Raw genomic sequence first — 23,524 nt, 5'->3', positions numbered from 1 at the left:
GTAGTGTCTCGAAGGGCGGGAGGAAAGACATCCATGAACAAACAGGAACTAGTCATGATGGAATTCAGGGACTTATTTAACAAGATGGTTTGGCTCAATAAAAATAAGTTGGAAGACAGTCTTAAAGGTCATAAGCCCTCAGAAGTTCATTGTATCGAATACATTGAAAAAAATGTAGATCCGAATGTTACAAAGCTTGCCGAATCCCTATACATGACCAAAGGTGCCATAAGTAAACTAACTAAAAAGCTTATGGAGAAAGGCCTCATTGAATGCTACCAGAAGCCTGATAATAAAAAAGAAATCTATTTTAGGCTTACTGAGCAAGGGAAGGAAATTTATAATATCCACGAGGATCTGCACCATGAATTTCAAGAGCGGGATAAAGTCATATTTGAACAAGTAACTCTGGAACAATACGAAAGTATGCTTAGCTTCATGAAAAAGTATAGTCAGCATCTGGATGAGGAGATAAAGAAATTGGGTCTAGAAATTAATTAAGCTGGAGAGTTTGAATATTAAAAGTAAAAACCACAGGCAGCCGAGATCTTTTATAGATGGCTGCTTTTTTTACGGATAAATTTTTGTTGACAAGGAAACCAAAACACCTTATCATTTCGTTGACAAGGAAACTAAATACACTTTGACTTTCAAAGAGGAGAATACCAAATGTCAGAAAATAAAGTAAAAAAAACAGGTTTGCCCAAAGAAATCCTTATGGCTGCCTGGGCTATTGCACTTGGAGCTATTGCTCCTATGCTTGACTCCACAATGGTGAATATCGCCATCAACAAACTGACAAAGGACTTCAACACAACATTGGATATCATTCAATGGGCTATTACTGGTTATGTTTTAGCTCTTGCTGTTGCAGTTCCCATATCCGGCTGGCTTATGAACAAATTTAACGGTAAGAAAATTTTCGTCGGGGCCATGATTGCTTTTGGTGTAATTTCTGTTTTAGTAGGACTTAGCTGGGACATCTCCAGCTTCATCTTTTTCCGTTTGCTTCAAGGTTTTAGCGCCGGAGTAATTACCACGCTAATGTTCACCCTTTTAGTCAAAACAGCAGGACAAGAAAACTTGGGCAGAGTGATGGCAATTGTCAGTACCCCAATGATCCTTGGTCCCATCTTAGGACCTGTTCTTGGGGGATTCATTATTCAAGGGGCATCCTGGCGGTGGATTTTCTTCATAAACGTATTCATCGTTTTGATTGCTGCTCCGCTAATGATGAAAAAGGTGCCGAATTTTGAACCGTTCAACAAAGATAGTAGACTCGATCTATTTGGGATTATCGATTTGTCCTTAATGAGTGCGGTATTGATATATGGAATTACGAAAGCCGCGGAACATGCTTCATTTAACAATAGCGAAACTATGTTTTGGGTTGGCGTTGGTCTCGTTTTAGCCGTCATCTATTTCGTATATAATCTCGTAAGAAAAAATCAAACCGTGCTGCCATTGAATTTATTCGCACATAAAAGCTTCGCAGCCTCCAGCATCGGGTTATTCTTGACAAATGCCGCTATCATGGGGCCTATGTTGATTCTTCCCTTGTACTTTCAGAACTTCCGTCATTTCACGGCGACGGAAGCAGCCCTTGCATTAATTCCTCAAGGGGTTGGGATGCTTGTGACCAGACCTTTGATAGGCATAATGATTGACAAGATCGGGGCGAAATACGTGGTTATGGTCAGCTTGGTAGTTTCACTTGTCGGGTCAGTTCCGCTTATCTATATCACCGATACAACAAGTATGACTTGGATCTCCATTATATTGTTCATCCGCGGTGCCAGTGTTGGGGGAATCAGTCTTCCTTTGACAAGTGATGCATATACAGGACTTGAAAGCAAACAACTTCCTGAAGCAGGTGTTGGGATTAATATTATAGAGAACTTGGGCTCAAGCTTTGGTTCAGCTGTTATCGCAACCGTCATTGCAGCCACCCTACACGGATTGCATCCAACTATTGTAAATAATTTAGAGGGGTATCATTCCGCGTTTTTATTATCCACTATTGCTCTAGCGGCAATCTTCATCCCAAGTCTCTTCCTTACGAATAAAAGAGTGTCTAGAACTGCCCGTTAGTTAAATAAAAGTAGCTGATCGCGTTCGATCAGCTACTTTCGTGTTTTTATTTAGCTATCGTTTCCCGTTAGTTCCATGCCGGCATCACCATCAAATATAGTATTTAATAGATGCTGATCATTTAAATTAAACTAATTTAGAATCTGGCCTTTATCTATTTTCGCCAAGCGTTTATGCCAAACTGCGAGTTGTTCAGGCGTTTGTCGCACCCAATCTTTCACTTCGCCAACAATTTTTAGTGGGGCATTGCTGCGATATGATCGCGTCGGATTACCTGGAAATTTCTTATCCGTCACATTTGGGTCATTTTCCCATTCGCCTGTCGGCTCAACGAGATACACGCGCGGTTCACCACCGCCTTTTGCCAACTCAGCAGCTAACCCAGCCCCATCACGCAAAGCTGTAAAATAAATATGATTCATCACAACATCCGGATTGTAATTAGAGCGAAAGCCAGCTGTGAGCAAGTCACCAATCTGCAAATCTGCTCGTGTCCCATGATAAAAAGGACCTTTGTCAAGAATTTCAGCCATCTCGCCACCACCTCCACATTTAGTAAGATGCTCTATTTTATCATGAACCTGCCCTTAGATTTTTCTCGCATAATACATCCACAGTGCCAAAAATACGATTAAAACAAATAATAAACAAGTTAGTAAGGTGTAAAATATCATGGGATTGAAGAAACCGGCGATCACGGAGGCAATGCCCAGACTAATAAGAATGATTGCTACGCTCAGTGTGCTGGCACTCTGGAGTATTGTAACACTCCGTTCGTCATTCTCCTCAATAAACTGCTTCTTCAGCTCGGCTTCACTTTTGCTGGCTTTTATATACCTGACCACAAAATAAGTGATGACCACTTCAACCCCGATAAAAGCTCCTGTATGAAATCCTTTTATAAAACTAGGCAGAGCGGGTAGTCCACCTCTGTAAAATATAAGTCCTACATAGATCAATATCATAGCAACAGCTACCAGTGACAGTACGTTTTTGCGAGTTTCTACTTTAATCTTGAACTTGTCCACTTATATATCCTCCACTTCGCTGAAATCAAAAACATCTTCAATAGCGAGTCCAAAAAAATTAGAAATTTTGTAAGCAAGAATAAGGGAAGCCGTATACTTTCCCCTTTCTAGAGAAGTGATGGTTTGCCGGGTAACACCAACAATTTGTCCCAACTCTTCCTGTGACAATTTATGCTGCTTACGCAGTTCTGCAATTCTTGTCTTCATGTAATCACGTCCTTGCAATGTTTACTTTGCATTTTTAGCATAGTTCACTTTGCATTTTGTGTCAAGTTCACTTTGCATTTCATATAAATTAACTTGCCCTACATTTTGAAAAAAAGCAGCTGATCACATGGATCAGCTGCTTTCTGACATTTAAGGAGCGCTATTATGTTGCAATCTAATGTCTCTATTTTACACAGTGAAAAATAAAGGATCGACTTTTAGAATTTGCGTGTTTGAAATCCCAATCGCCATATGTTTCAATTTTTGAAAATGCTGTTTGTTTCAGCGACTCATCCAATTCTTCTTGATTTCGAAATCTGATCTGCATTTTTTCATGAACTAGGATTTCGCCTGTTTTTGTATTTTTCACAGTTTCATAAAAAGTATAGATGTCTCCCTCAAACCCTTCATATTCTGTAGAGATTTCAAGAGGGTCTCCACTTCGCATATCTTTAGCTAAGTCTGGAGTCCTGTCCTTCTCCCACTCTTCCCACACTTTTACCAAAGGGTTTCTGATATCAAAAATAAAGTGACCGCCGACTTTTAGAGATCGAAATACGTCTGAGATTACTTTCTTCCAACTATCATCAGTAAGAAATACCTGTGCAACATTGGCAGTCATAATAACCGCGTCATAGGTATTGGTTTGTAAATTGGAGCTATCTCCTACCAACCAATTCACTTTGTCTGAATTATCTTTCATTCTCGCTACTTCAATTGCTTCTTCATGGGGATCAATAGCTGTAATTTTATAACCGTACTGAACAAGGTGAGTCGTCCATCTTCCTGTTCCACAGCCTAAGTCAACGACAGACTCCACTTTTAGTTTATTTAGTAAGGCAAGGAAAAACTCGTCGTCTTTTCCCCAATGGTTAATCTGGTCATATACTAATGGAATCATAGATGTTGTTCCCACTTTCTGTAGCATTTTTAATAGTTCATCAGATAAGAAATAGTGTAGTCAATTGGAGTGTACAAGTCATTGTTAATTAATTTATGTATTACCTTTCAACTTCGTTCGGACGATCCCCAAACTTCCCCATCAACACGATAACCGCCACCATTCCATTGAAGCAAGTAGCCTCCAGTACTCATTCCCTGTGTGAAACCTTCTTTAGTATTTATCCACTCTAAGGTTTCCCCAGGAGCAATTGTCCTAGCGAAATACACTTTACTAGTATCTAGGTGCGTCAAACTAACATTGACTTCATGGCTACTATTGTTCTTCATAAGCAGTTTTATGTGTACAAATTCCGGATTTACGGAAAAGAGTTGCTGTACCGTTGCACTTTCAGAAGCAATAAAATGAGAGGGGTTGCTCTCTTGTTCGCTTAAAGAATCAGACAGGGCTGTACTTTCGGACTTGTTTGATAATACAACAGATTTTGGAGTAGACATATTCTCTTGAGTTCGACTTGTTGGATCACAAGCAGTTAAGGGCGCTGTGATCAAAACTAATGATACAACAGTTAAAAACAGTCTCTTTTTCTTCAATACTTCATCCCTCGTATTCTTTTATTAGTTATTCTAAAGAACCTATAAGAAGTTTTTCGTTATTAACAACGCTATTAAATAGTCAAAAGTTACACTTGTAATTCGCAAGATGACATTGAGTTAACCTCCCTGTTACCTGAACAAAAGCAGCCGATTAGGTTAAACGGCTGCTTTCTGTGGTTTATTGAGCTATCGTATTCCTTAAGTGTAACGACGACTGATATAATTTGACCCTTCAGTCTCTCGAAAAACCGAAATGCCTCTCAACTTCTAATAACATCTGCTCTTTATTAGACTGAGATGTTCTCATAAACCATTTTAATTGATACTGCTCTGCTTGCTGCAGGTAATGATTCGATGCTCTAACCACTGTGTTTAATGTTTCGTCCCGCGCACGTTGTGGATCTGATAAATTAGGAAACAAACCCTCCATGCCTCTCAGGTGATCTCGATCTAAATAATCTGCTCGAATGAGGTCATCTTCTGCAAACATATAAATAACTCGGTTGGGATCAGCGATCTCCCTTAGATAAGCAGGTTCCATAAAAGTATCTACTACGATTGGCTTCTCTTTCCCCATCTGTAACAAATCCAAGATGATAAATTCCACACTCTCGTCAAACACGGAATTTAACCAGTGACTTCTATCATTCCCTCGTCCTAAAAAGAACCATTCCCAATCAATAAAATGTCGTAATATGGCGGGATGATCCTGCGGATTAGCCTTTTTTTGATAATCGAACGTGTGGTCATCTGAAGAATAATAATTCATATTCCATTTTGAAGAAAGCAAATTAGTCATCGTGCTTTTTCCGCCGCAAGGGCCTCCACATATCCAGTAAACATGATCTAAATATTGTCTTAATACTCGGTCTGAAATTTTCATTATATGAACATCTCCTAGTCTATGATTATTTTCTTATAAGGGAGAATGTCTCTTCTTATTTGCATTACATGTCCAGGTCGCTGGCATTGCTACACCACCCTTCAATTTCCATTTTCTCACAAAGTTAAGCAGTTGTGAATCTTAGCTCATCTACAAGAGTCATATTCCACACTAAAGACACACGTCCACCGCAATATTTTGTAAAATCTGCTTAAAAACTCGATTTCTTTTAGCCTCTTTGTCCAAACTCTTCTTTACGATCACCTCACTTCATGTTAGATTTTATAACATACTATGATGAAAGCGGTGGGTTGAAGATGGATTTGCAACAGTTATTGACTATCCCCATTCTCTCCAAAGCAAAGATAATTGCCGGACATCGCGGACTAGATCGCTCAGTGCAATCCATTAATATTATGGACGCACCAGATATTGTACAATTCCTGAAGCCAGGAGATATGCTGCTGACCAACGGTTACATCCTGAAAGACCGCCCCGATGCTCATCTTGCCTTCATTACAGACATGCATGCAATTGGTTGTGCAGCGCTTGCGGTCAAGACACAACGCTTCTCTCTTGAATTATCTCCGCAACTGCTTGAGACAGCCGACAGGCTGGGCTTCCCGATCATTGAGCTGTCGGAGATCGACAATACACTCGGTGAGATATTTCAACAATCAATCAGCGCCATCCTACAGAACAAAACCCATGAGCTCCACTATGCCTTGTCTATTCACAAACAATTTTCCTCGATGGTTATGCAGGGAAAGGGCATCCCCTCCATCGTAGATACGTTGTCTCAGTTGTTATCTTCACCTGTACTGCTGCTTGGCTCGAAGAAGCAGATTACGGCCAGCTCCCATTATGCCCAACAGATGGATGCCCAGTCTCTCGCCGCGCCCTTACTGACATTTATAGATCAGCACCCTTCCTTCTATACCACAATCTCAATCTGTCTGCTTACCGCTGAGAAATATCGACATGCCGAGTTTCATCCCATCTTCACGGATCGGCACGAGGGCTATTTGATCGCACGATACGACAGTTCCGCAAGCTCTAAGCTCTCCACTCTGGCTTTGGAGCAAGCCGTCAATGTAATTGGTCTGGAGTTAACCAAGAAGCAAGCGGTCAAAGAGCGTTCCCGTCGGTACAAAAATGAATATTTCTCCGATCTCATCCAAGGCTTCATTCGTTCGGAACAAGAAGCACTTCATCGCGGCAAGAAATACGGGCTGCAGGCAAAAGGAAGTTCCGTTCTCATCATCGCCAAGCTGGATGAACCCTTAGTAGGCATACCTAAGCAGAACGTTGCTCCCTCCGAAGAGCGGTTCATCTCGGAACGAGATGCTAATTACGAGTTGATTAAGCAGGAGTTCGCCAGACTGGATCTCTCCTTCGTCATGTTCACCAAGAATGACCAGTTCGGTATACTCGTCTTTTTGAACGAATCGTCATGGGAAGAACACACCGTTATTCAGCAGCTTGAGCGGATCGTGAGCAATCTGTATACGGAGTCACAGCTCAGCTTATCCTTCGGAATAGGCAATCCCTACACAAATGTATTGGATATCGGACTCTCCTATAAGGAAGCAGTCAAGGCGCTTCAATCCGGCTATCAGATGCGAAAGACCCGCTTCGCCCATTCCTATCAAACGATGGATATAAGTCGCCTGCTGCGTATGATTCCCCACGATGAAATGTTACAGTTTCATCAAGAAACCTTTAAACCCTTCGAAGGCCGAGATCCAAACGAGCGCAGCGAGCTTATGAAAACTTTGTCCTCTTTCTATGAGAATCATTGCCAGATCGTCGATACAGCGAAAGAGCTGTTTGTACATCGCAATACAGTGATCTACAGATTGGAAAAATGCGAGAAACTAACCGGCCGGAACATTAAGGACCCCATGGAGAGTCTGCGCTTCCGTCTCGCCTTTGCACTGGAGTCGCTGCTGAATGTTAATCCAGCCCTTAGCGAAGCTGATCATACATCTTAAACGGAGAACGTGTCATGTATAATGACATGTTCTTTTGTTTTTCTTTTCCCAATCCGACCTCAATTGTACATTTTAACTGATTCAATTCTATTTTTATGTTCAGAGTAACTAATGACAATTAGCCATTCAGCCTATATCATTAGGAATATATTCATCAATGTCATGTTAACTAACATAATTTTATACCCAGAAATAAACAAACATCAGGCTGTAGGAAAGGGGCTACCTATCATGGCTATCCAAATACAAGGCGTATCCAAATCATTTGTCAGTGCAACCGGGGAAGATATTCAGGTCCTGGCTGAAGTTTCGATGCAAATCAAGAAGCAGGAGTTCTTCAGTATCGTGGGACCGAGCGGATGTGGCAAAAGTACGATCTTCAATATTATCGCAGGTCTGCTTAAGCCAACGAATGGCAAGGTTATCGTCTGTGGCGAAGAGATCGATCAGACGACCGGGCATGTCGGCTATATGATGCAGAAGGATCTGCTGCTGCCTTGGAGAAGCATCTTGGACAATGTCACGTTAGGCTTGGAAGTGAAGGGCATGTCCAAAAAGGATCGCGGCGATATTGCCATGGATTATCTGGATCGTTATGGCCTGGCTTCATTCGCAGACGCCTATCCCTCCACATTATCAGGCGGTATGCGCCAACGTGTAGCCCTCATACGCACCCTCGTTACTCAGCCCGATATTATATTACTGGACGAACCCTTCTCCGCACTTGATTATCAGACCCGACTCATTCTGGAAGATGAAATCTTGTCCATCCTGAAATCCGAGGGCAAGACAGGCGTGCTTATCACACATGACATTGAGGAAGCCATCGCCATCTCCGATCGCATTGCTGTCATGAGCAAAAGGCCAACAACCGTAAAACAGATCTACGATATTGGCCTCGCCTCGCAATATGGCTCAGCACTGAAAGCCCGTTCCGACCAGAAGTTCAAACAGTATTTTGAATCGATCTGGTCAGAGCTTGATATTCAAATGGGGAGGATCAGCTAATGAAGAGCACATCACCTGAAATTACCCTTGCCGGAAAGCCTGCTGGAGTTGCGAAGAACAAACGCAGACAGTCCACCTTCTCCAAAGAATGGCTGGTAACGATGCTATGGCGGTTCATTATTGTTGCGGTCATCCTGGTGATCTGGGAATCCGCCGTTCGCTTGAAACTGGTTAATGGATTCCTCATGGGATCACCAAGCGCCATTCTTGATGCTGCCATCACGATGGCTAGCTCAGGACAACTGCTTACAGACGCGTTCGCAACGGTGAATGCCACCGTTATCGGCTTCGTAGCCGGAAGCTTAATCGGCTCATTGGCAGGACTGCTCATGTGGTATTCCAAGTCCGTTGCCCGTGTGCTCGATCCATTCATCGTAGCGATGAACGGTATTCCGAAGATTGCTCTCGCTCCCATGATTATCATCTGGTTCGGTTCAGGCATCTTCTCCAAGATTGCTCTCGCCTCTGTCGCAACGTTTATCGTAGCGCTATTATCCGCCTACCAAGCGACTCATCAGATCGACGAATCCCAGATTAATCTGATGAAATCCTTCGGTGCAAAGAAATCACAAATTTTCCGCAAAATTATCATTCCCTCCTCTCTGCCATGGATTATCTCAGCCTTCCGAATCAATATCGGTTTGGCACTGGTGTCTGTTGTAGGCGGAGAATTCATCTCTTCTGACAAAGGACTCGGACACATGGTATTCGTCGAAGGCAACCTGTTCAACCTTCCTGCTGTATGGGTCGGTGTGTTCATGCTTATGCTGGTCGCGATGCTCCTCTACACCTGTGTCGGTTATATCGAATCCCGTCTTCTTCCATGGAATGACAGCAAGACCAGCAGCAAATCCACATCTGTCTAAGCTGACCCACAACGACTAACTTAACTACAACCATTAAAGGGGCCTGGTGACTAATGCGTACATTCAAAAAGATAGCTTTTCTGGCAACGATGACGATGATATTGACCACACTGCTCAGCGCATGCGGAAGCAATGCCGCAACACCTGCGAGTGGCGGAGGTACATCCAGTAATGAGGGGCAAGATACTGCGAAGGTGGATAAAATCATGGTGTCCGAGGTGTATCACAATCTGCTCTACCTTCCGCTCTATGTAGCGAATAACCAAGGATTCTTAAAGGAGAATCGCATTGAGCTATCCTCCATCCGTGCTGCCGGAAGTGGACCAACAGCATTGTCTTCGGTCATCTCAGGCGAGTCTGCGTTCTCCTTCCACGGTCCGGAGCATGTCGCATTCGCTAATGCCAAGGGCGGCGATGCTCGCTCACTGGTCCTTCTATCGGGCAGTGCTCCAGTATGGGCCGTTGCGAGAGAAGGAGTAACGGTGAACTCAACAGCGGATTTCAAAGGTAAAACCATTGTTGTAGGTTTGGCACCCACAAGTTCGAACAGCTTACTGCGGAAGCTATTCGCTGACAACAACATTGATATCGACAAAGACGTGACGATCACCGAGGTTCAGAATGGCTCCGAGCTTGGTGCTGTATTAGCCGGCAAAGCCGATATTGCTATCGTTTACGAACCTCAACTGGATCAAGGGGTTGCTGAGGGGCTGCACATTGTCCATGATTTCACGAAGGATTATCCTGACTTTGCCTTTGCAACGATGAATACAACCGCAAACTTCATTGAGGAGAATCCTGACCTCACCCAGCGCTTCGTCACCTCCATCGAGCAAGCCCTGGACTACATTCAATCCAATCCTGAAGGTGCCAAAGCAGTTGCTGTGAAGGAGTTCCCCAATCTGGACAAAAACGTCGTGGAACAAGCTGTACAACGCATGATTGACAGTAAGGTATACCCTGCTGAGGGGCTCATCAATGAATCCGCCTTCGGGACGGCAATGGATATGCAGCGCTTCATCGGCAATCTGAAGGAAGACCTCGCTTACGAGGACATTATCGATTCAAGCTTCACCAAATAGAGAGAGAAAGGGTGATTACTATGAAACACGACGACTATCTCACACACCGCCACACGGAAAGTGCGAAATACGCGAACGGAGTTATTACGAGCGAGGAGCTTGCTGTATTTAAAGCCGACTTGGAGCTGATTCGAGGTTTAAAGTTGCCAGAAGAAGTCGGCCCCAATGCTCCGCATAGGAGCGTGCCTCGGAGATGATTACGAAACCACTGAACGAACTGACGATTACGGAAGCCGCATCATTGATTAAAAACAAGACGATATCTCCTGTTGAGCTTACAGAGTCCTATTTGAAACGAATTGAGAATGTAGAGCCTGCTGTGCAAGCCTTCGTTACGGTCACCGCGGAACAAGCCTTGCAGGCCGCAAAAGAGTCTGAGCGGAAGCTAATGAATGGCAACTATCTCGGCCCTCTGCATGGCATTCCCTATGGAGCCAAAGACATCATCCATACCGCTGGCATACGCACCTCGGCCGGATCTAGTACCTATCCTGACTTCGTACCAGAGACCAATGCTACTGTGATAGATAAGCTACACGCTGCAGGCGCTATCCTGCTCGGCAAGACAACAACGACGGAATACGCCTTTCAGGGAGGAGAACCCCCAACCCGCAACCCGTGGAATCTGGAGCACACCCCAGGCGGTTCCAGTTCAGGCTCCGCCGCCGCTGTAGCAGCTGGCATGGCTTCCTTCACACTCGGAACGCAGACCTTTGGTTCTCTGCTCAGGCCCGCCGCTTACAACGGATTAACCTGTATGAAGCCAACTTATGGCAGGGTTAGCCGTAACGGTGTCATCACAGCCAGTTGGAGCCTGGATCATATCGGCGCCTTCACTCGATCCGCACAAGATAACGCGATCGTTCTTGAAGCGATGGCTGGGCATGATGTGCTGGACTCCTTCACGCTTCCTTATGGCAAGCCAGATTTAACAAGCGCTCTTGAGCATCCTATTTCGGGAATGGTGATCGGCCTGCCGAGCAACTTCTTCCAAACCGATGAACCGGCGATCTTGTTAGCGGTAGAGTCGGCACTTGCTGTACTTGAGAAGCTGGGCATGCAATGGAAGAAAGTTGATCTGCCTTCTTATATGGAAGAGACCATTGCTGCTCATCGTACGGTTATGCGGGCAGAAGCTGCCGCCTTCCATCAGGAACGCTTTGCGGAAGCCTCCGATCGCTACGGTCACACGATGCGGGAGCAGCTTGAACTCGGCTTTCAAACGAGTGCTGTTGATTATTTGCAGGCACAGCGCATTCGAACGATATTCCGCAGCGAGATGATGATGCTTTTCGATGAAGTGGATGTGTTATTGACTCCATCCACGCCGTATGTGGCCCCCTATGGCTACAAGACGGGTAGTCCCATTTTCAACGGACCATTTACCAATACAGGTCTCCCATCCATTACCGTTCCCATTGGATTCGATACTTCCTCAGGGAAGCAACTACCTATCGGCATGCAGCTTGCCGGTCCACTCATGCGAGAAGACCGCTTGTTGTCCATCGCTCATCATTATCAGCAGGCTACGAACTGGCATCAGTTAACAACCAACATACACACTCACTAAGGAAAGGAATGATAACAACTATGTCTACTATCATACATGCAAGTGCGGCACCCAAGTTTCCGCTTCCTTTCTCCCATGCTGTCCGTGCAGGAGATATGGTCTACGTCGCAGGTCAGGTAGGCGTTGATCCACAGACCCTTGAGCCTATCGGCGGCATTAAGGAACAGACTGAGCAGTGCATTCGTAATATTGAGGTGATTCTGCAAGAAGCCGGACTTACACTCGATCATATCGTGAAGGCCACCACTCATCTGGCCCGAGTCGAGGATCAGCCTGAATACAACGAAGTGTATGCGCGAATGATTAAACAGCCCTATCCCGCCCGTATTACCGTATTTAGCGGGTTAGGCCCTTATTTAATTGAAATGGAAGTGCTGGCGTATGCACCTTCCGTTCGGGGAGAGTAGCGCATCACACACAAAAGCATCTGCACCCTTAGATGGGTACAGATGCTCACATTGTCGGAGAAACCCAGTTCCTCTTATGAGGAATGGGTTTCTTTCGTATTCCTATTCTGTTTTGAAGCGGGATGATTCTTCCGCAAGTTGTTGGGTCAATTCGTTAATGGTCTTCACCAGCTCTGCCAGATGTCCTGACATACCCGATTGTTCTTGCATGGTTGTTGTAACTTCCTCAATGGATGCCGAGACCTCTTCCCCTGAAGCCGACAGATTCTGTGCCGCTCCAAGCACATCATCCTTATCTCGCTCAATAGACTCAATCTCGGATGCAATCGCCTGTACCTGTTTCATCATGTCCTGCATATTTTGGGTGACAAAATTAAAGGTTTCCTTCGTCTGGCTCACACTGCTCTTATGCTGCTCCGCAATCGCCTCAATAGCTTGTACACTTCGGTTGTTCTGCTCTACATGTGTTATGGTCTGCATCACAATACGATTGATGTCCTCTGATTGTGCCGTTGTCTGCTCAGCCAATTTGCGAATCTCGGAAGCAACGACTGCAAAGCCACGCCCCTGCTCGCCAGCTCGCGCCGCCTCGATGGAAGCATTCAGTGCCAGCAACTTGGTCTGATTCGCAATTTCGGCAATCGTGCCTGTAATCTGATGGATACCAGCGGAACTCTCGGCGAGCTGAACCGTAATCTGTGAGATGTTGCTCACTTCCGCCTCATTCTGGTCATTCACGGCAATAAGTGCATCAATGACCTCATGATTATTTTTGAATGCGTCGGTGATTTCATCCGCTTTGAGCATAACGGACTGTGACATCTCATTCACGTTCTCAATCTTATTTCCAACATTCATGAATTTATCCACAATGGATTCCGTGTCGTTCGCCTGTGATTCCATCGCCCGTGAGATCTCGAGGGCAGTCGCTGTTGTATCCGTAATGGAAGCCGACGTCTGCTGTGCAGACTGATCCAGCTCCGTCGTACTTGTATTCAGGACCCCGATGGAATGGTTCATGCTGGAGATCAGCTGTTTGTTCCCTTCGGCCATCGTGTTGAAGCTGTCTGCCAGTTCTTTGAATTCTCCGGTATACTTGCCTTGTGCCTGAACGGTCAGGTCTCCTCCAGCCAACTGTTTGAACAACAGCGTAATGCGGCTAATCGGTCTGGTCACCAGTTGCGAGATCAGAATGCCTGCAATGATCGATACAGCAATAGCACTGAACAGCACAATATACATTTGATTCGCCATCTTTGTCAGCGGCTTTTGCACATCTGTATATGTATCCTCAACAATAACCGTCCAATCCGAACGCGGAATCTTCGAGTAGAATACCACCTTCTCGTCCGTACTTGCTTCTCCCTGTTGTAGCGTATCACTTGGTGCTAGATCGATCAGAGACTGATACTCCCCTGACTCCAATGGCTTTCCTGCCAGACTCTCGTCTGCCGAATGATACATGACCGTTCCGATCCGGTCCAAAATAATGACTCTGCCCTCTTCGTTAATCTTGACGTTCTCTAGCTGGTTCACGAAGAAAGACGTAGATGCAGTAGAGACAAGTACACCCTCCACTTCCTTATTATCATTGTAGATTGGAGATGCAAACACCGTCCCCAACGTGCCCAACGTCTTGGAAATGATCCCTTCGCTAATGACATTTCGTCCCTGGATGGCCTCTTGGAAATAGGCACGGTCTGCCCGTTCACCTCCAAGTGATTCCGGATCGTTCGCTGCAACCACGGTCCCGTTGCGATCCACCAGAATTAGAACACTGTTGCCCTCCATGCCAGCTAAGCTATCGGCCAGTATCCCATTGGCTTTATTAACAAGTGCACTGTTTTCCTCGAAAAATGCTTCGTTATCTTTGCTCTCTGCTGCATTTCGAATCTCCAGCAAATCTTGGAATGTCCGATGTGTTGTGATCAGAAACGTGGACTGTTCTTCCAGACTCAGTGAAGTAGAAAGTCCCGCACCAATCCGGTCAGAAGTCGACTGGATCTCATCTTTGCTTTTATCCAGTGTGATGACTGCCGCTACGCTATAACACACTACCGCAGTTACCGCCAGTACGATGCAGACCAGAATACTGATCATCATTGGTAATTTGAACCGAAAAGACATGTTGGTCAAGCCTTGCCTAGCTTTTGCAAATAACATGAACACATTCACCATCCATCCTCATTCTTGTTGGGTCCAATATAATATGGGTTAACTTTATATCGGTCGTTATTAAATATTCGTCCAGTATCGAAAACGCTTGCATAAATATTTTTCTGATTCTTTGGAGACGGATGATTGTAGGTCAAAGGCCGCTGTTGACGATTGGAAAATGTAGACTTTGGGTTAATACAAAATATGACATCAACATCGTATAATATATGAATACATATCGTGCAGGAAGAGGGACGACTTATTGAGTATGAAAATGCCAACTTTATTAAATGTCATCCGTGCTCTATTAGGGGTACAATCCATCTTCATTGGGATTTCCATGACATTCCTTATTGCAGATCTATTCCGTAATAGTGCGGATTACTCCGCGTTTCCGCTATCTGATCAGATTGCCTATTTTGCAAGTATCGGGCTCCGAGTGCTCATGGTTCTGGTTCCCCCGATTCTGACTATTGTATTTATCTCAAAACGAAGTTATAAACTAACGATTACATTTATGAGCCTAGCCTTATTTTTTGGCGTTGTGTTCTTTCAGAATTTTCTCGTCTTGCTGCACATCTTTATGTTGCTTACCCTGTTGCTCCACAAGCCCAGCAAGATGTATCTGAAGCAGGAAAACTCCCGGGAAGAATACAACCAAAAGAATCTGCGGTTATAGGTTCGAAGAGAAGAATAGGAGAAGTGATATGGCAAAAACAGCATTACCTACGCTATTAAATGTCGTGCGTATTTTATTGAGTGTAAAACTGATCTACGTGATTGTGTCTTTTATCGTGTTCCTCATTGACTTCAACCAGAACATAGAGGCTTATCTTGCCTTCTCATACAAAGGAAATGATCTGGCTTACGCCTCTGGCGTAATCATAGCCAGGATGTTGTTTATCATCGGTCCCAGCCTGCTCGCTGTTATATTCATCACCAAGAGAAAGTTCAAGCTCACGGTGACGTTTCTGAGTCTGGCGCTATTCGTTGCCATTCCAAATGAGAGTAACCTGTTCACCCTGGTTCATCTCTTCGCCCTGCTCATCGTGCTCTTGCACCGTCCAAGCAAGTTGCATCTGAAACGAAAGGACACCCTTGTTAATGAGGCAGTAGTTGAAACGAAGGATTCATTCGAAAAGGGGATCAAATAACATTGAAGTCCAGAAAAAACGGTTGAGCGTACAAGATATGATGTCATAAAAAAACAAGGACGTTCCTTAATATTAAAGGAAGGTCCTTGTTTAATGTGACGCACTATACAAAGTGATTGTAAGATTTACAATTACAGTGCGGCTTGATAGATTTGTACTACATCTTCACGCTGCAATTTTTTGAAGAATCCGAATGGACCGAATCGCATCGCTTTATCAGCCATCACATCAATCTGACTGTCGTCGATGTCATAGTCCGCCAGACGGCTAGGGGCACCAATTGAAGTCCAGAATGTACGCAACGCTTCAATGCCTTCTTCAGCCACTTGTTTGTCCGACTTTCCAGTAGGATTAATATCAAATACATTAATGGCCATACGTTTGAATCGATCTACATCCACATCCAGATTATGCTTCATCCAGTGCGGGAAGAGGATAGCAAGGCCTCCCCCATGAGGAATGTCATACACTGCCGACACGGCATGTTCAATATTGTGAGAAGCCCAGTCTCCGGCAAGACCCATATTCAGTACATCGTTAAGCGCCATTGTTCCGCAGTAGAGAATGGTTTCACGCAGTTCATAGTTTTCTGGATCTTTAATCAGACGAGGGGCCGTATCAATAACGGTACGAAGAATCGTCTCACAGAATCCAAGCTGAACCGGTGTATTCGTATCCAGATGGAAATAATGTTCAAACACATGAGACATCATGTCCACCATGCCGTATACAGTCTGATCCAGCGGTACGGTATATGTGTACTCCGGATCAAGAATGGAGAATGCCGGGAAAGAATACTCGCTGAACCATGCCCATTTTTCCTGCGTGTCCTGATTGGTTATTACTGAACCGTTGTTCATCTCGGAGCCTGTCGCTGCCATCGTTAGAATTGTACCCAGTGGAAGTCCGCCTTCCGGGGTTGCTTCGCGCACAACAACATCCCACATGTCTCCATCGTATTTGGCTCCTACTGCGATGGCTTTCCCGCAGTCAAGTACACTGCCGCCGCCAACCGCAAGAACCAGATCAATGTGATGTGTTCTGCATAGTTCTACACCCTTATGAACCGTAGACAGACGAGGGTTCGGTTCCACACCAGCGAGTTCCGTCACCTCTGCTCCGATTTCATTCAACTGGCTAATTACCTGATCGTACAGCCCGCTGCGTTTGATGCTTCCACCACCATATACAAGCAAAATACGCTTTCCGTATTTTGGAACTTCCGTCTGTAGTGCTTGAAGTTGCCCTCTGCCAAAAATCAGCCGGGTCGGATTATAAAACTGAAAAGATCTCATTACGTATGTTCCTCCAAAAAAGTCTGAAATTTTGTGCATCCATCATTATAGTTCTCTTTATTCGTAAAAACAAATACATACAAGAAGGAGTTCAAAGATGAGTATGGAGTCTGTCACGGCTAAATACTGTTCTCCTGAACCCAAACAGCTCCTGCCAGCGAAATGGCAGGAGCTTATACGGCAGGAATTCAGCGTGAACATCGCATGCTTTCTTGAATGACATACACGGATGATATTCTCTCAAATATTAAAGTTTCATTACTTCCCTTTTAACCCAACTCGGTAATCCGCTGTTCAATCCGTGGAAATAGTCCAAAGGCATTCTCGTAGAACACCTTATCATGATGCTGCTCCGGTACAAGTCGGCGGACAAATTCGGCATACAGGTCGATAGGCGCAAGCGGCCAGTCGGTACCGAACAGCATTTTCTCGTAATGATCCGAATAGACCAAAGCCCGGCGGAAATGATCCATGAACAGAGGTTCATTCATGAACCGTTCAAAATGAGGCCGATCCCCCACCACAAGACCCGACAGATCCGCATACACGTTTGGATTTTTCGCCACTACTTCAGCTGCATCCATCACCCAGGGATCACCCAGATGACAAATCATGAAGTTCACACCGCGCTGCTGAAGTGCTAATTCATCCACCGTCAGTGGATGCGAATACTTGAGTAACCCGTTCATGGAGTATGTGTCTCCTGTATGAATCACAACAGGCAAGTTGTACTTGGCTGCGAGTTCATAAACCGGGGTATAGATTTTGTCGTACACATAGTGATGGTAGTACCCTGCGTAGAGTTTGATTCCGGCTACTTCCGGGGATTGCAGTCTAGCTTCAATCCGGTCCAGCTCGTCCTGAGCATGTTTACCATCTAAAGCATTCGGATTGATCCCCACGCATTCCATCAGGAATGATGGGACCTTCTCTTCCAGGTCAAGCCCCATCGGGTTGGGAGAACTGGAATCCGGGAACGCTCCCTTCGTCTGCTCCGTAACCCCCATTCCGATGCCCAGAATGACATCGTTTTTATCGAATTCCGCTTTAAGACCAGCGGCAGAGTAATCTACTTTGGACAGATCAATTGCTGTTCGGTGAAAGCTGTCGATGTCCGACAGATGAATGTGAATATCAATGATCGGCATGTGAAGCCTCCTTTTCATCGGTAGAAGTTGCAAAATTCAGTTTCAGAAGGTCATGCACATCCGCTGAACTCAGCGGGATGGATCCCAGGACAAGATAGGTCGGCTCCGTCCAGACCGTCTCCCCGTGATGGAGTGTCAGATGATGATTCACGTGCAGACCCGTCACCTGATTGTTGGCAAAAGCCCATGCACTCTGATTCGGGTAACGATGGACCGCATGCAGCATGTTCTCACGCGAAACCGATCCCACTCGCAAAAGGTCTTCCAGCGGCAGGCCCACATCTACCTTGCCTAATGGGAATCGATCTTTACCCGGTTGCTCTATCCAACCTTCTGCAAATTCAGATGAAGGCTGGAGGAAACGTTCCTCCGCAAGTGAATAATTCGTTAGCGTGAGGCCACTTTCGTTTGTCACGGCAAGCAGCGTGCAGAGCACAGGAACACCCGGCAGCATCAGATAACGCTGTTGGATTGTGATTCCCCGATTGGCTTCATGCTTCTCAATCCGGGTGGTCAGTTTAATGCCCTTCCAGACGTTACCGTATTGATCCTTCTGCTCTGTCCAGGAAGCGACTCTCTGTTCCAACTGGCGGCTGAAACCATTCATGCCCGGAATCGCAACCCCCAGTCCGCCGTACCACGGATTCCACCACGAGCGTGGAGCCGGTTCAGGGTACGAGCTATCCAGCCATTCTTCTCCTGCAACTTTCAGAGAGTGTACTACACTTCCGAATTCAGGAGCAACGGCGATCGACAATACGCCATTGTCTACGGAGTACACAGGTCCAGCTGAACTTTCATCAAGCGTTTGCTTCACCTCTGTTCCGCTCTGTGGGAACCAAAGAGACGTTCGTTCCTGTATCCGATCTTCGCCCCGATAGACCCCACGAACTTTCCAACCACTCACGTGCTGGTGGCGGTCCACTTCATCTGGTGAAAATGTCAGCTTGGCGGAGTTTAGATTCTGCTCCGGATTGAATTCCTTCGCTTTTGCCACAACCTCCGTTTCGTTACCCTGCTGCACATACAGCTCCAGCTTGCCCGCAAGCGGAACCAGTTTATGTTCAGTCAACGTTGCTTGCAGCACATCCGGGGCAAATAAATTCCCCTCACTGAGTGTCAGATCCAGATGACTGTCCAGCAATGGAATGACCGGGTTACGCTGTTTCCGTGCAAACGCACGGAAATCATGCCACTTGGCAAACGTGTTCAGAGCAAACACCGTTTCCTTGGTTCGTGCTACAGCCCCTGGCTCCAAACGGCCTAGATCATGCTGCAGCCCCAGCGTGTATTCTGGACGAAGCAGCTTCAGGGAAGGGTCCCAATAGATGCCGCACGCGCCATACTCTTCTCTGCAGAACAGCCAGTTCTCCGTAATCTGTGAGCTATTCCAATGGTTCGGATCACCCGCATAATCATCGCCCATGTCCACGAAACGCCCCTGATATGGAAGGATTAACCTGTTACCATAGAACCCGAAGTTATTCATTAGATACAGGTCCTCTTCCCAAGCAGTGTCTCGTGTATTTTCCACCTCGTGGTAGAATTCGGCGATTCCATTCGCAGAGAGCTTAACCACAGACTTAATCTGCAGGCCCGGGAAATCCTCCGAGTCATACAGTGCTTCAAGAACCTGACGTTCCCCTTCGGGATAGATATTCACTTCTTTGGCTTGTTTCTTGGATAACTCTTCGGCAAACGGCTTACCCAGCTTCGGATAAGTCCACCAGAACGAATGACGTGAGCCCGGGTATTCAATCCACATATTATTATCTTGTTTGCTCATATGAAGGGAGAATGCGCCGTTAACGGCCACCCATTGATCCTCAATCTGCCCGCCATATTTCCCTTCGATTCCCTTCATCAGGACAGAAATTTTGCTTGTAAAAGAGATCGCATGCTTCCCAACAGGGACAGCCGTCACTTCTACTTCTTGGGAATAGAGACCATATGAACGTAAGGTAAAGGGCACGTGCACAGACCATTTGCCTTTGGCAGGCACCGTAAAGCGTATCGAACGCTCCGCCCATTCAAGGAACTCATCCTCAGGCAGGTTCAGGCTGAACTCCGTTTCTGCATCCACATTATTTTCCACATTGAGAATTAACTCCGCCGGGATGCCTGGATAGAGCTCTTTCACGGGCAAAACGGTCTTGATCTTGGCCGGAAATTTCGTTGCAATACCTAACCTGAACTCCGCTTTCTTACCACCGATCAACCATGTGCTGGCAACAACGGGATGGGTCTTATTGTTATTCTGTTCCTCTGTAATCGGATCAAGGTGAAACTCACCTTCCACGATGATGGTTTCTCCCGGAGCCACTGCTCGTGCAACGTCCAGCGCAAATCGAATATTTTTGTTATCCTCACCCTTGATCTCAACCGCCAGTTCAGACGCAGAAGTGTTTTTGATGCGATAGCGAACCTTATAGCTGGAACCGAAAACCAGATCATGATCATCGACCTCTGTAGCGATTTCGTAATCCGGTGTTTCGAGGGCAGTCAGCCCGCGACCCGACTTTTCAAACTCAGCCCGCAGGGAGATCTCTCCCTTTTTCCACGTATAGTCAAAGAAATCAAAGCCACGCTCCGCCCTGCCATCCGGCTCGATGACGAGTTCACGCGTGCTGTCTGCATACCAATCCAACTCCACGAAATAAGGAGCAAGTGCTTCGGTCTGCAAGATCGTGGGGATGAAATTCATCAGATGCACACTGTCATCTTTTTTCTCCCAGAAGAATCCGCATTTCTTGTACATCGGTACAGCCTTCGTATTGCCTGCCCATGTGAACAGATCCAGGCGGGGCCATCCAGCCTCTACGGTCTTGCGCACAGCATTCAGGATCAGGTTGCGTCCGACCTTGTACCCGTGATAGTCAGGGCGTACATTAAGCAGCGGTACATATAGGGCTCTCTCATCATAGCGGTAATGAGCAAAACTGCAGAAGCCAACAACCTCTTTCTCATGAACGGCTAGAAATGCGTAAAGATTGGACGAACTCTCCATCTCGCGGCGAACCGTTTCCTCTGTTCTAAGGTTGGTGCCACCTCCCCAGCTCTCATTACTGCGGTTCCACATATCCGCGAGTGGGGCAGCATAAGAGGGATCGTACTCAATAATGTGAATTTGATCGATAATCGAAGTTACGGTCATGTTCTGATCTCCTTCTCTGTATGTATAGGATGGTGAAGAAGCTAGTGATAGTCTTATCATACTATAATTGGAAACATTTTCAGAGAATTAAAAATCTTTCTTTCCAACTTATATGTGCCTTTCGGAAGCTCTTGTTAGAAGCGTCAAGGATGGACGAATCTATTTAGGCATAAAAGAAAAAATCCACGTCTTTTAGTTAGACGTGGATTTAGGAATATGATCAGCTACTAATTTTCAATTATGCCAATATAGAACGGACATTGCGTAGAACTGATTTCATAAATTCAGAGGTTGGTTCGGCATGCCCCGCAATTTGGATACGTCGTTGCCGCACATCAAGACTCTTCAACTGATCCGTCAAAACAACACCTGAAAATGGCAGCTCTTCTGGTAGTGTAACTTCAAAAGGATAATCCTTGGCTTGGCTCGTTATGGGACATACAACGGCAAAACCCGTTATTTCATTGAATTCAAGTTCCGATAGAACAATAGCCGGTCGTCTCCCGGCTTGCTCGTGACCCGCTTGAGGATCAAAGTCAAGCCATATCAGATCGCCTCGTTTGGGAATAATCAAAGTAACTCGTTCCCTTCAGTGCCAAAGTCTATTTCTTCATGTCTTGTATCCTGTTTCACTTTAGAGAGCAACGTCTTTAGATGGTTACGTAGTTCCTCATTGGACTCTACAGGCTTGGTTTTTGGACGCAACAACAATTCATTATCTTCTGTCACCAAAATCTCGATTTCCGAGCCTTCTTCCAGATTAAGACGCTTAAGCAATTGGTTAGGAATGCGAATTGCACTGCTATTTCCCCATTTGCTAAGTGTGGCTGTAGTCATGGCAATCCCACGCCTTTCGTTTGATTGATGCTCCAATTATACCTCACCTCCCTACAGTTGTATATCTATATGATATACATGAAACAATCAAAGGATACATTGTATTCAACCATAATATGGATCTGGTCGATAATCGAAGTTTCGGTCATGTGCTGATCTCCTTCTCTTTATGTACAGGATGGTGAAGAAGCTAGTGATAGTTTTATCAAGCTATAATTGGGAGCATTTTCAGAGCGTTATATTGGTGCCTGGTATCCACTTCTGTATTAAGTGTCAATGGTTCCATGTCTTATGTACGGGTAAACATATTGCCGCAGTGTGTCCTGAAATAGCCTTTCATGTGAACTTTGACAAGCTCTATTCGCTATTGTTACTCTTGGTATAGGAGTGCTTCTAAACTATAAAAAATAGATAGATTCGTGGAGGGAAAGCATGACGGAGTGGATCACGCAATTTATACTTTTTTTCAAAGATTTGTCGTACGCAGGTCTCGTTATTGCCTTGTCGTTTGAATTCGTACCCGCTGAACTCGTGCTGCCCATGGCGGGATATTGGGTGTACCTTGGAGATATGAAGCTGTGGCTGGCTATACTGGCGGGTACCGTAGGTGGAACGTTTGGCCCACTGACGTTATATGCCCTGGGACGATACGGCGGCAGACCGATGGTCGAAAAATACGGCAAGTATTTCTTGATTAAACCTCATCATCTGGACGCTTCCGATACGTTCTTCGAGAAATATGGCAGCGGGGTCGCTTTCTATGGCCGTTTTGTCCCCGGCATTCGGACCGTCATCTCCATCCCTTGCGGAATGGCGAAGATGAACGTGTTCAAATTCAGTCTCTTTACATTCTTGGCCATGCTTCCGATTACCTCGTTGTACATCTACTTAGGCTTCAAATTGGGCTCTCAATGGGAGCACGTGGATGAGATTGTTAAGCCTTATATCGTTCCAGCAGCAGTGGTTTTCTTGGGTGCTTTTGGATTGTACGTGCTTTTGAAACGTTGGAAAAGAAGAGCGGCTTTGAACAAGTCTTAGGCTTGCCTGAGGGAATGCGGGCTGTATAGTAGAGTGGCTCGTATATGATGAAAAAAATCCTTACTCTACGTGGCATGTAGTTATGATTTGTTAATATACTAGTGATAG

General features: G+C 45.5%; 23 protein-coding genes. 11 read left to right on the top strand and 12 right to left on the bottom strand.

Annotation, left to right across the window (positions count from 1 at the left end; translation table 11 throughout):
• Positions 1 to 33 precede the first annotated feature (33 nt).
• Positions 34 to 501, top strand: coding sequence for a MarR family transcriptional regulator (locus tag MHH93_RS14200; RefSeq protein ID WP_500054552.1), 468 nt, complete (start codon positions 34 to 36; stop codon positions 499 to 501).
• A 168-nt stretch (positions 502 to 669) separates the two neighbouring features.
• On the top strand, positions 670 to 2,091 hold the full coding sequence (locus MHH93_RS14195) for an MDR family MFS transporter (protein ID WP_500054551.1): 1,422 nt from the start codon (positions 670 to 672) through the stop codon (positions 2,089 to 2,091).
• Between the two features lie 131 nt (positions 2,092 to 2,222).
• On the opposite strand, the gene arr is transcribed toward MHH93_RS14195, so the two are convergent.
• The 6 genes from arr to MHH93_RS14165 form a co-directional block, all read right to left on the bottom strand.
• Entirely contained in the window at positions 2,223 to 2,624 is a 402-nt protein-coding gene (arr, locus tag MHH93_RS14190; protein WP_500054550.1) for an NAD(+)--rifampin ADP-ribosyltransferase, read from the bottom strand.
• A 54-nt stretch (positions 2,625 to 2,678) separates the two neighbouring features.
• Complete coding sequence (locus MHH93_RS14185) at positions 2,679 to 3,119, bottom strand: DUF2178 domain-containing protein (protein ID WP_500054549.1); 441 nt, start codon at positions 3,117 to 3,119, stop codon at positions 2,679 to 2,681.
• Positions 3,120 to 3,326, bottom strand: coding sequence for a helix-turn-helix transcriptional regulator (locus MHH93_RS14180; protein WP_500054548.1), 207 nt, complete (start codon positions 3,324 to 3,326; stop codon positions 3,120 to 3,122). It lies immediately after the preceding gene.
• Positions 3,327 to 3,510: 184 nt separating this feature from the next.
• Positions 3,511 to 4,227, bottom strand: coding sequence for a class I SAM-dependent methyltransferase (locus tag MHH93_RS14175; RefSeq protein ID WP_500054547.1), 717 nt, complete (start codon positions 4,225 to 4,227; stop codon positions 3,511 to 3,513).
• A gap of 107 nt (positions 4,228 to 4,334) precedes the next feature.
• A complete protein-coding gene (locus tag MHH93_RS14170; RefSeq protein WP_500054546.1) occupies positions 4,335 to 4,820 on the bottom strand; it encodes a hypothetical protein in 486 nt (161 codons plus the stop codon).
• A 235-nt stretch (positions 4,821 to 5,055) separates the two neighbouring features.
• Entirely contained in the window at positions 5,056 to 5,706 is a 651-nt protein-coding gene (locus MHH93_RS14165; protein ID WP_500054545.1) for a hypothetical protein, read from the bottom strand.
• 317 nt (positions 5,707 to 6,023) lie between these two features.
• Between MHH93_RS14165 and MHH93_RS14160 the strand changes: the two genes are divergently transcribed.
• The 6 genes from MHH93_RS14160 (at position 6,024) to MHH93_RS14135 (ending at position 12,633) form a co-directional block, all read left to right on the top strand.
• Positions 6,024 to 7,700 (top strand): PucR family transcriptional regulator, encoded by a 1,677-nt coding sequence (locus tag MHH93_RS14160; protein ID WP_500054544.1) that lies wholly within the window; start codon positions 6,024 to 6,026, stop codon positions 7,698 to 7,700.
• Between the two features lie 231 nt (positions 7,701 to 7,931).
• Positions 7,932 to 8,708: an ABC transporter ATP-binding protein gene (locus MHH93_RS14155; RefSeq protein ID WP_500054543.1), complete on the top strand. Its 777-nt coding sequence runs from the start codon at positions 7,932 to 7,934 to the stop codon at positions 8,706 to 8,708.
• Positions 8,708 to 9,574, top strand: coding sequence for an ABC transporter permease (locus MHH93_RS14150; RefSeq protein WP_500054542.1), 867 nt, complete (start codon positions 8,708 to 8,710; stop codon positions 9,572 to 9,574). Before MHH93_RS14155 ends, MHH93_RS14150 begins: the two co-directional genes overlap by 1 nt.
• A 53-nt stretch (positions 9,575 to 9,627) precedes the next feature.
• Positions 9,628 to 10,656, top strand: coding sequence for an ABC transporter substrate-binding protein (locus MHH93_RS14145; protein WP_500054540.1), 1,029 nt, complete (start codon positions 9,628 to 9,630; stop codon positions 10,654 to 10,656).
• Between the two features lie 193 nt (positions 10,657 to 10,849).
• A complete protein-coding gene (locus MHH93_RS14140; RefSeq protein ID WP_500054539.1) occupies positions 10,850 to 12,226 on the top strand; it encodes an amidase in 1,377 nt (458 codons plus the stop codon).
• A 20-nt stretch (positions 12,227 to 12,246) separates the two neighbouring features.
• On the top strand, positions 12,247 to 12,633 hold the full coding sequence (locus tag MHH93_RS14135) for a RidA family protein (protein WP_500054537.1): 387 nt from the start codon (positions 12,247 to 12,249) through the stop codon (positions 12,631 to 12,633).
• 102 nt (positions 12,634 to 12,735) lie between these two features.
• On the opposite strand, the gene MHH93_RS14130 is transcribed toward MHH93_RS14135, so the two are convergent.
• A complete protein-coding gene (locus tag MHH93_RS14130) occupies positions 12,736 to 14,796 on the bottom strand; it encodes a methyl-accepting chemotaxis protein (protein WP_500054536.1) in 2,061 nt (686 codons plus the stop codon).
• 256 nt (positions 14,797 to 15,052) lie between these two features.
• On the opposite strand from MHH93_RS14130, the gene MHH93_RS14125 reads away from it, so the two are divergent.
• Both MHH93_RS14125 and MHH93_RS14120 read left to right on the top strand, forming a co-directional pair.
• Positions 15,053 to 15,469 carry a hypothetical protein gene (locus MHH93_RS14125; RefSeq protein ID WP_500054535.1) on the top strand — a complete coding sequence of 139 codons (417 nt, stop codon included), beginning with the start codon at positions 15,053 to 15,055 and terminating at the stop codon, positions 15,467 to 15,469.
• Between the two features lie 28 nt (positions 15,470 to 15,497).
• Positions 15,498 to 15,944 (top strand): hypothetical protein, encoded by a 447-nt coding sequence (locus MHH93_RS14120; protein ID WP_500054534.1) that lies wholly within the window; start codon positions 15,498 to 15,500, stop codon positions 15,942 to 15,944.
• Positions 15,945 to 16,075: 131 nt separating this feature from the next.
• On the opposite strand, the gene MHH93_RS14115 is transcribed toward MHH93_RS14120, so the two are convergent.
• The 5 genes from MHH93_RS14115 to MHH93_RS14095 all read right to left on the bottom strand — a co-directional run bounded on the left by MHH93_RS14115 (position 16,076) and on the right by MHH93_RS14095 (position 22,414).
• Positions 16,076 to 17,239, bottom strand: coding sequence for an iron-containing alcohol dehydrogenase (locus MHH93_RS14115; RefSeq protein WP_500054533.1), 1,164 nt, complete (start codon positions 17,237 to 17,239; stop codon positions 16,076 to 16,078).
• 269 nt (positions 17,240 to 17,508) lie between these two features.
• Positions 17,509 to 18,387 carry an amidohydrolase family protein gene (locus MHH93_RS14110; RefSeq protein ID WP_500054532.1) on the bottom strand — a complete coding sequence of 293 codons (879 nt, stop codon included), beginning with the start codon at positions 18,385 to 18,387 and terminating at the stop codon, positions 17,509 to 17,511.
• Entirely contained in the window at positions 18,374 to 21,541 is a 3,168-nt protein-coding gene (locus MHH93_RS14105) for a GNAT family N-acetyltransferase (RefSeq protein ID WP_500054531.1), read from the bottom strand. Before MHH93_RS14105 ends, MHH93_RS14110 begins: the two co-directional genes overlap by 14 nt.
• Positions 21,542 to 21,779: 238 nt before the next feature.
• Complete coding sequence (locus MHH93_RS14100) at positions 21,780 to 22,115, bottom strand: type II toxin-antitoxin system PemK/MazF family toxin (RefSeq protein ID WP_017687002.1); 336 nt, start codon at positions 22,113 to 22,115, stop codon at positions 21,780 to 21,782.
• The gene (locus tag MHH93_RS14095) at positions 22,112 to 22,414 is read right to left on the bottom strand and encodes an AbrB/MazE/SpoVT family DNA-binding domain-containing protein (protein WP_017687001.1); all 303 of its coding nucleotides are present in this window, start codon (positions 22,412 to 22,414) and stop codon (positions 22,112 to 22,114) included. The genes MHH93_RS14100 and MHH93_RS14095 overlap by 4 nt, the downstream gene beginning before the upstream one ends.
• Before the next feature lie 396 nt (positions 22,415 to 22,810).
• Between MHH93_RS14095 and MHH93_RS14090 the strand changes: the two genes are divergently transcribed.
• A complete protein-coding gene (locus tag MHH93_RS14090) occupies positions 22,811 to 23,416 on the top strand; it encodes a DedA family protein (protein ID WP_192133401.1) in 606 nt (201 codons plus the stop codon).
• Positions 23,417 to 23,524 lie beyond the last annotated feature (108 nt).

The sequence above is a fragment of the Priestia sp. FSL H7-0729 genome, from assembly GCF_038005685.1.
Classification (GTDB): domain Bacteria; phylum Bacillota; class Bacilli; order Paenibacillales; family Paenibacillaceae; genus Paenibacillus.
This window is presented reverse-complemented; position numbering and strand designations above follow the sequence as displayed.

Bases quoted from the DNA above. Each gene is read 5' to 3' on its own strand.
- MHH93_RS14105 (WP_500054531.1), bottom strand. From the start codon at position 21,541: ATGACCGTAACTTCGATTATCGATCAAATTCACATTATTGAGTACGAT.
- MHH93_RS14140 (WP_500054539.1), top strand. From the start codon at position 10,850: ATGATTACGAAACCACTGAACGAACTGACGATTACGGAAGCCGCATCA.
- MHH93_RS14180 (WP_500054548.1), bottom strand. From the start codon at position 3,326: ATGAAGACAAGAATTGCAGAACTGCGTAAGCAGCATAAATTGTCACAG.
- MHH93_RS14195 (WP_500054551.1), top strand. From the start codon at position 670: ATGTCAGAAAATAAAGTAAAAAAAACAGGTTTGCCCAAAGAAATCCTT.
- arr (WP_500054550.1), bottom strand. From the start codon at position 2,624: ATGGCTGAAATTCTTGACAAAGGTCCTTTTTATCATGGGACACGAGCA.
- MHH93_RS14160 (WP_500054544.1), top strand. From the start codon at position 6,024: ATGGATTTGCAACAGTTATTGACTATCCCCATTCTCTCCAAAGCAAAG.
- MHH93_RS14150 (WP_500054542.1), top strand. From the start codon at position 8,708: ATGAAGAGCACATCACCTGAAATTACCCTTGCCGGAAAGCCTGCTGGA.
- MHH93_RS14165 (WP_500054545.1), bottom strand. From the start codon at position 5,706: ATGAAAATTTCAGACCGAGTATTAAGACAATATTTAGATCATGTTTAC.
- MHH93_RS14130 (WP_500054536.1), bottom strand. From the start codon at position 14,796: ATGTTATTTGCAAAAGCTAGGCAAGGCTTGACCAACATGTCTTTTCGG.
- MHH93_RS14110 (WP_500054532.1), bottom strand. From the start codon at position 18,387: ATGCCGATCATTGATATTCACATTCATCTGTCGGACATCGACAGCTTT.
- MHH93_RS14175 (WP_500054547.1), bottom strand. From the start codon at position 4,227: ATGATTCCATTAGTATATGACCAGATTAACCATTGGGGAAAAGACGAC.
- MHH93_RS14200 (WP_500054552.1), top strand. From the start codon at position 34: ATGAACAAACAGGAACTAGTCATGATGGAATTCAGGGACTTATTTAAC.
- MHH93_RS14155 (WP_500054543.1), top strand. From the start codon at position 7,932: ATGGCTATCCAAATACAAGGCGTATCCAAATCATTTGTCAGTGCAACC.
- MHH93_RS14090 (WP_192133401.1), top strand. From the start codon at position 22,811: ATGACGGAGTGGATCACGCAATTTATACTTTTTTTCAAAGATTTGTCG.
- MHH93_RS14145 (WP_500054540.1), top strand. From the start codon at position 9,628: ATGCGTACATTCAAAAAGATAGCTTTTCTGGCAACGATGACGATGATA.
- MHH93_RS14120 (WP_500054534.1), top strand. From the start codon at position 15,498: ATGGCAAAAACAGCATTACCTACGCTATTAAATGTCGTGCGTATTTTA.
- MHH93_RS14115 (WP_500054533.1), bottom strand. From the start codon at position 17,239: ATGAGATCTTTTCAGTTTTATAATCCGACCCGGCTGATTTTTGGCAGA.
- MHH93_RS14135 (WP_500054537.1), top strand. From the start codon at position 12,247: ATGTCTACTATCATACATGCAAGTGCGGCACCCAAGTTTCCGCTTCCT.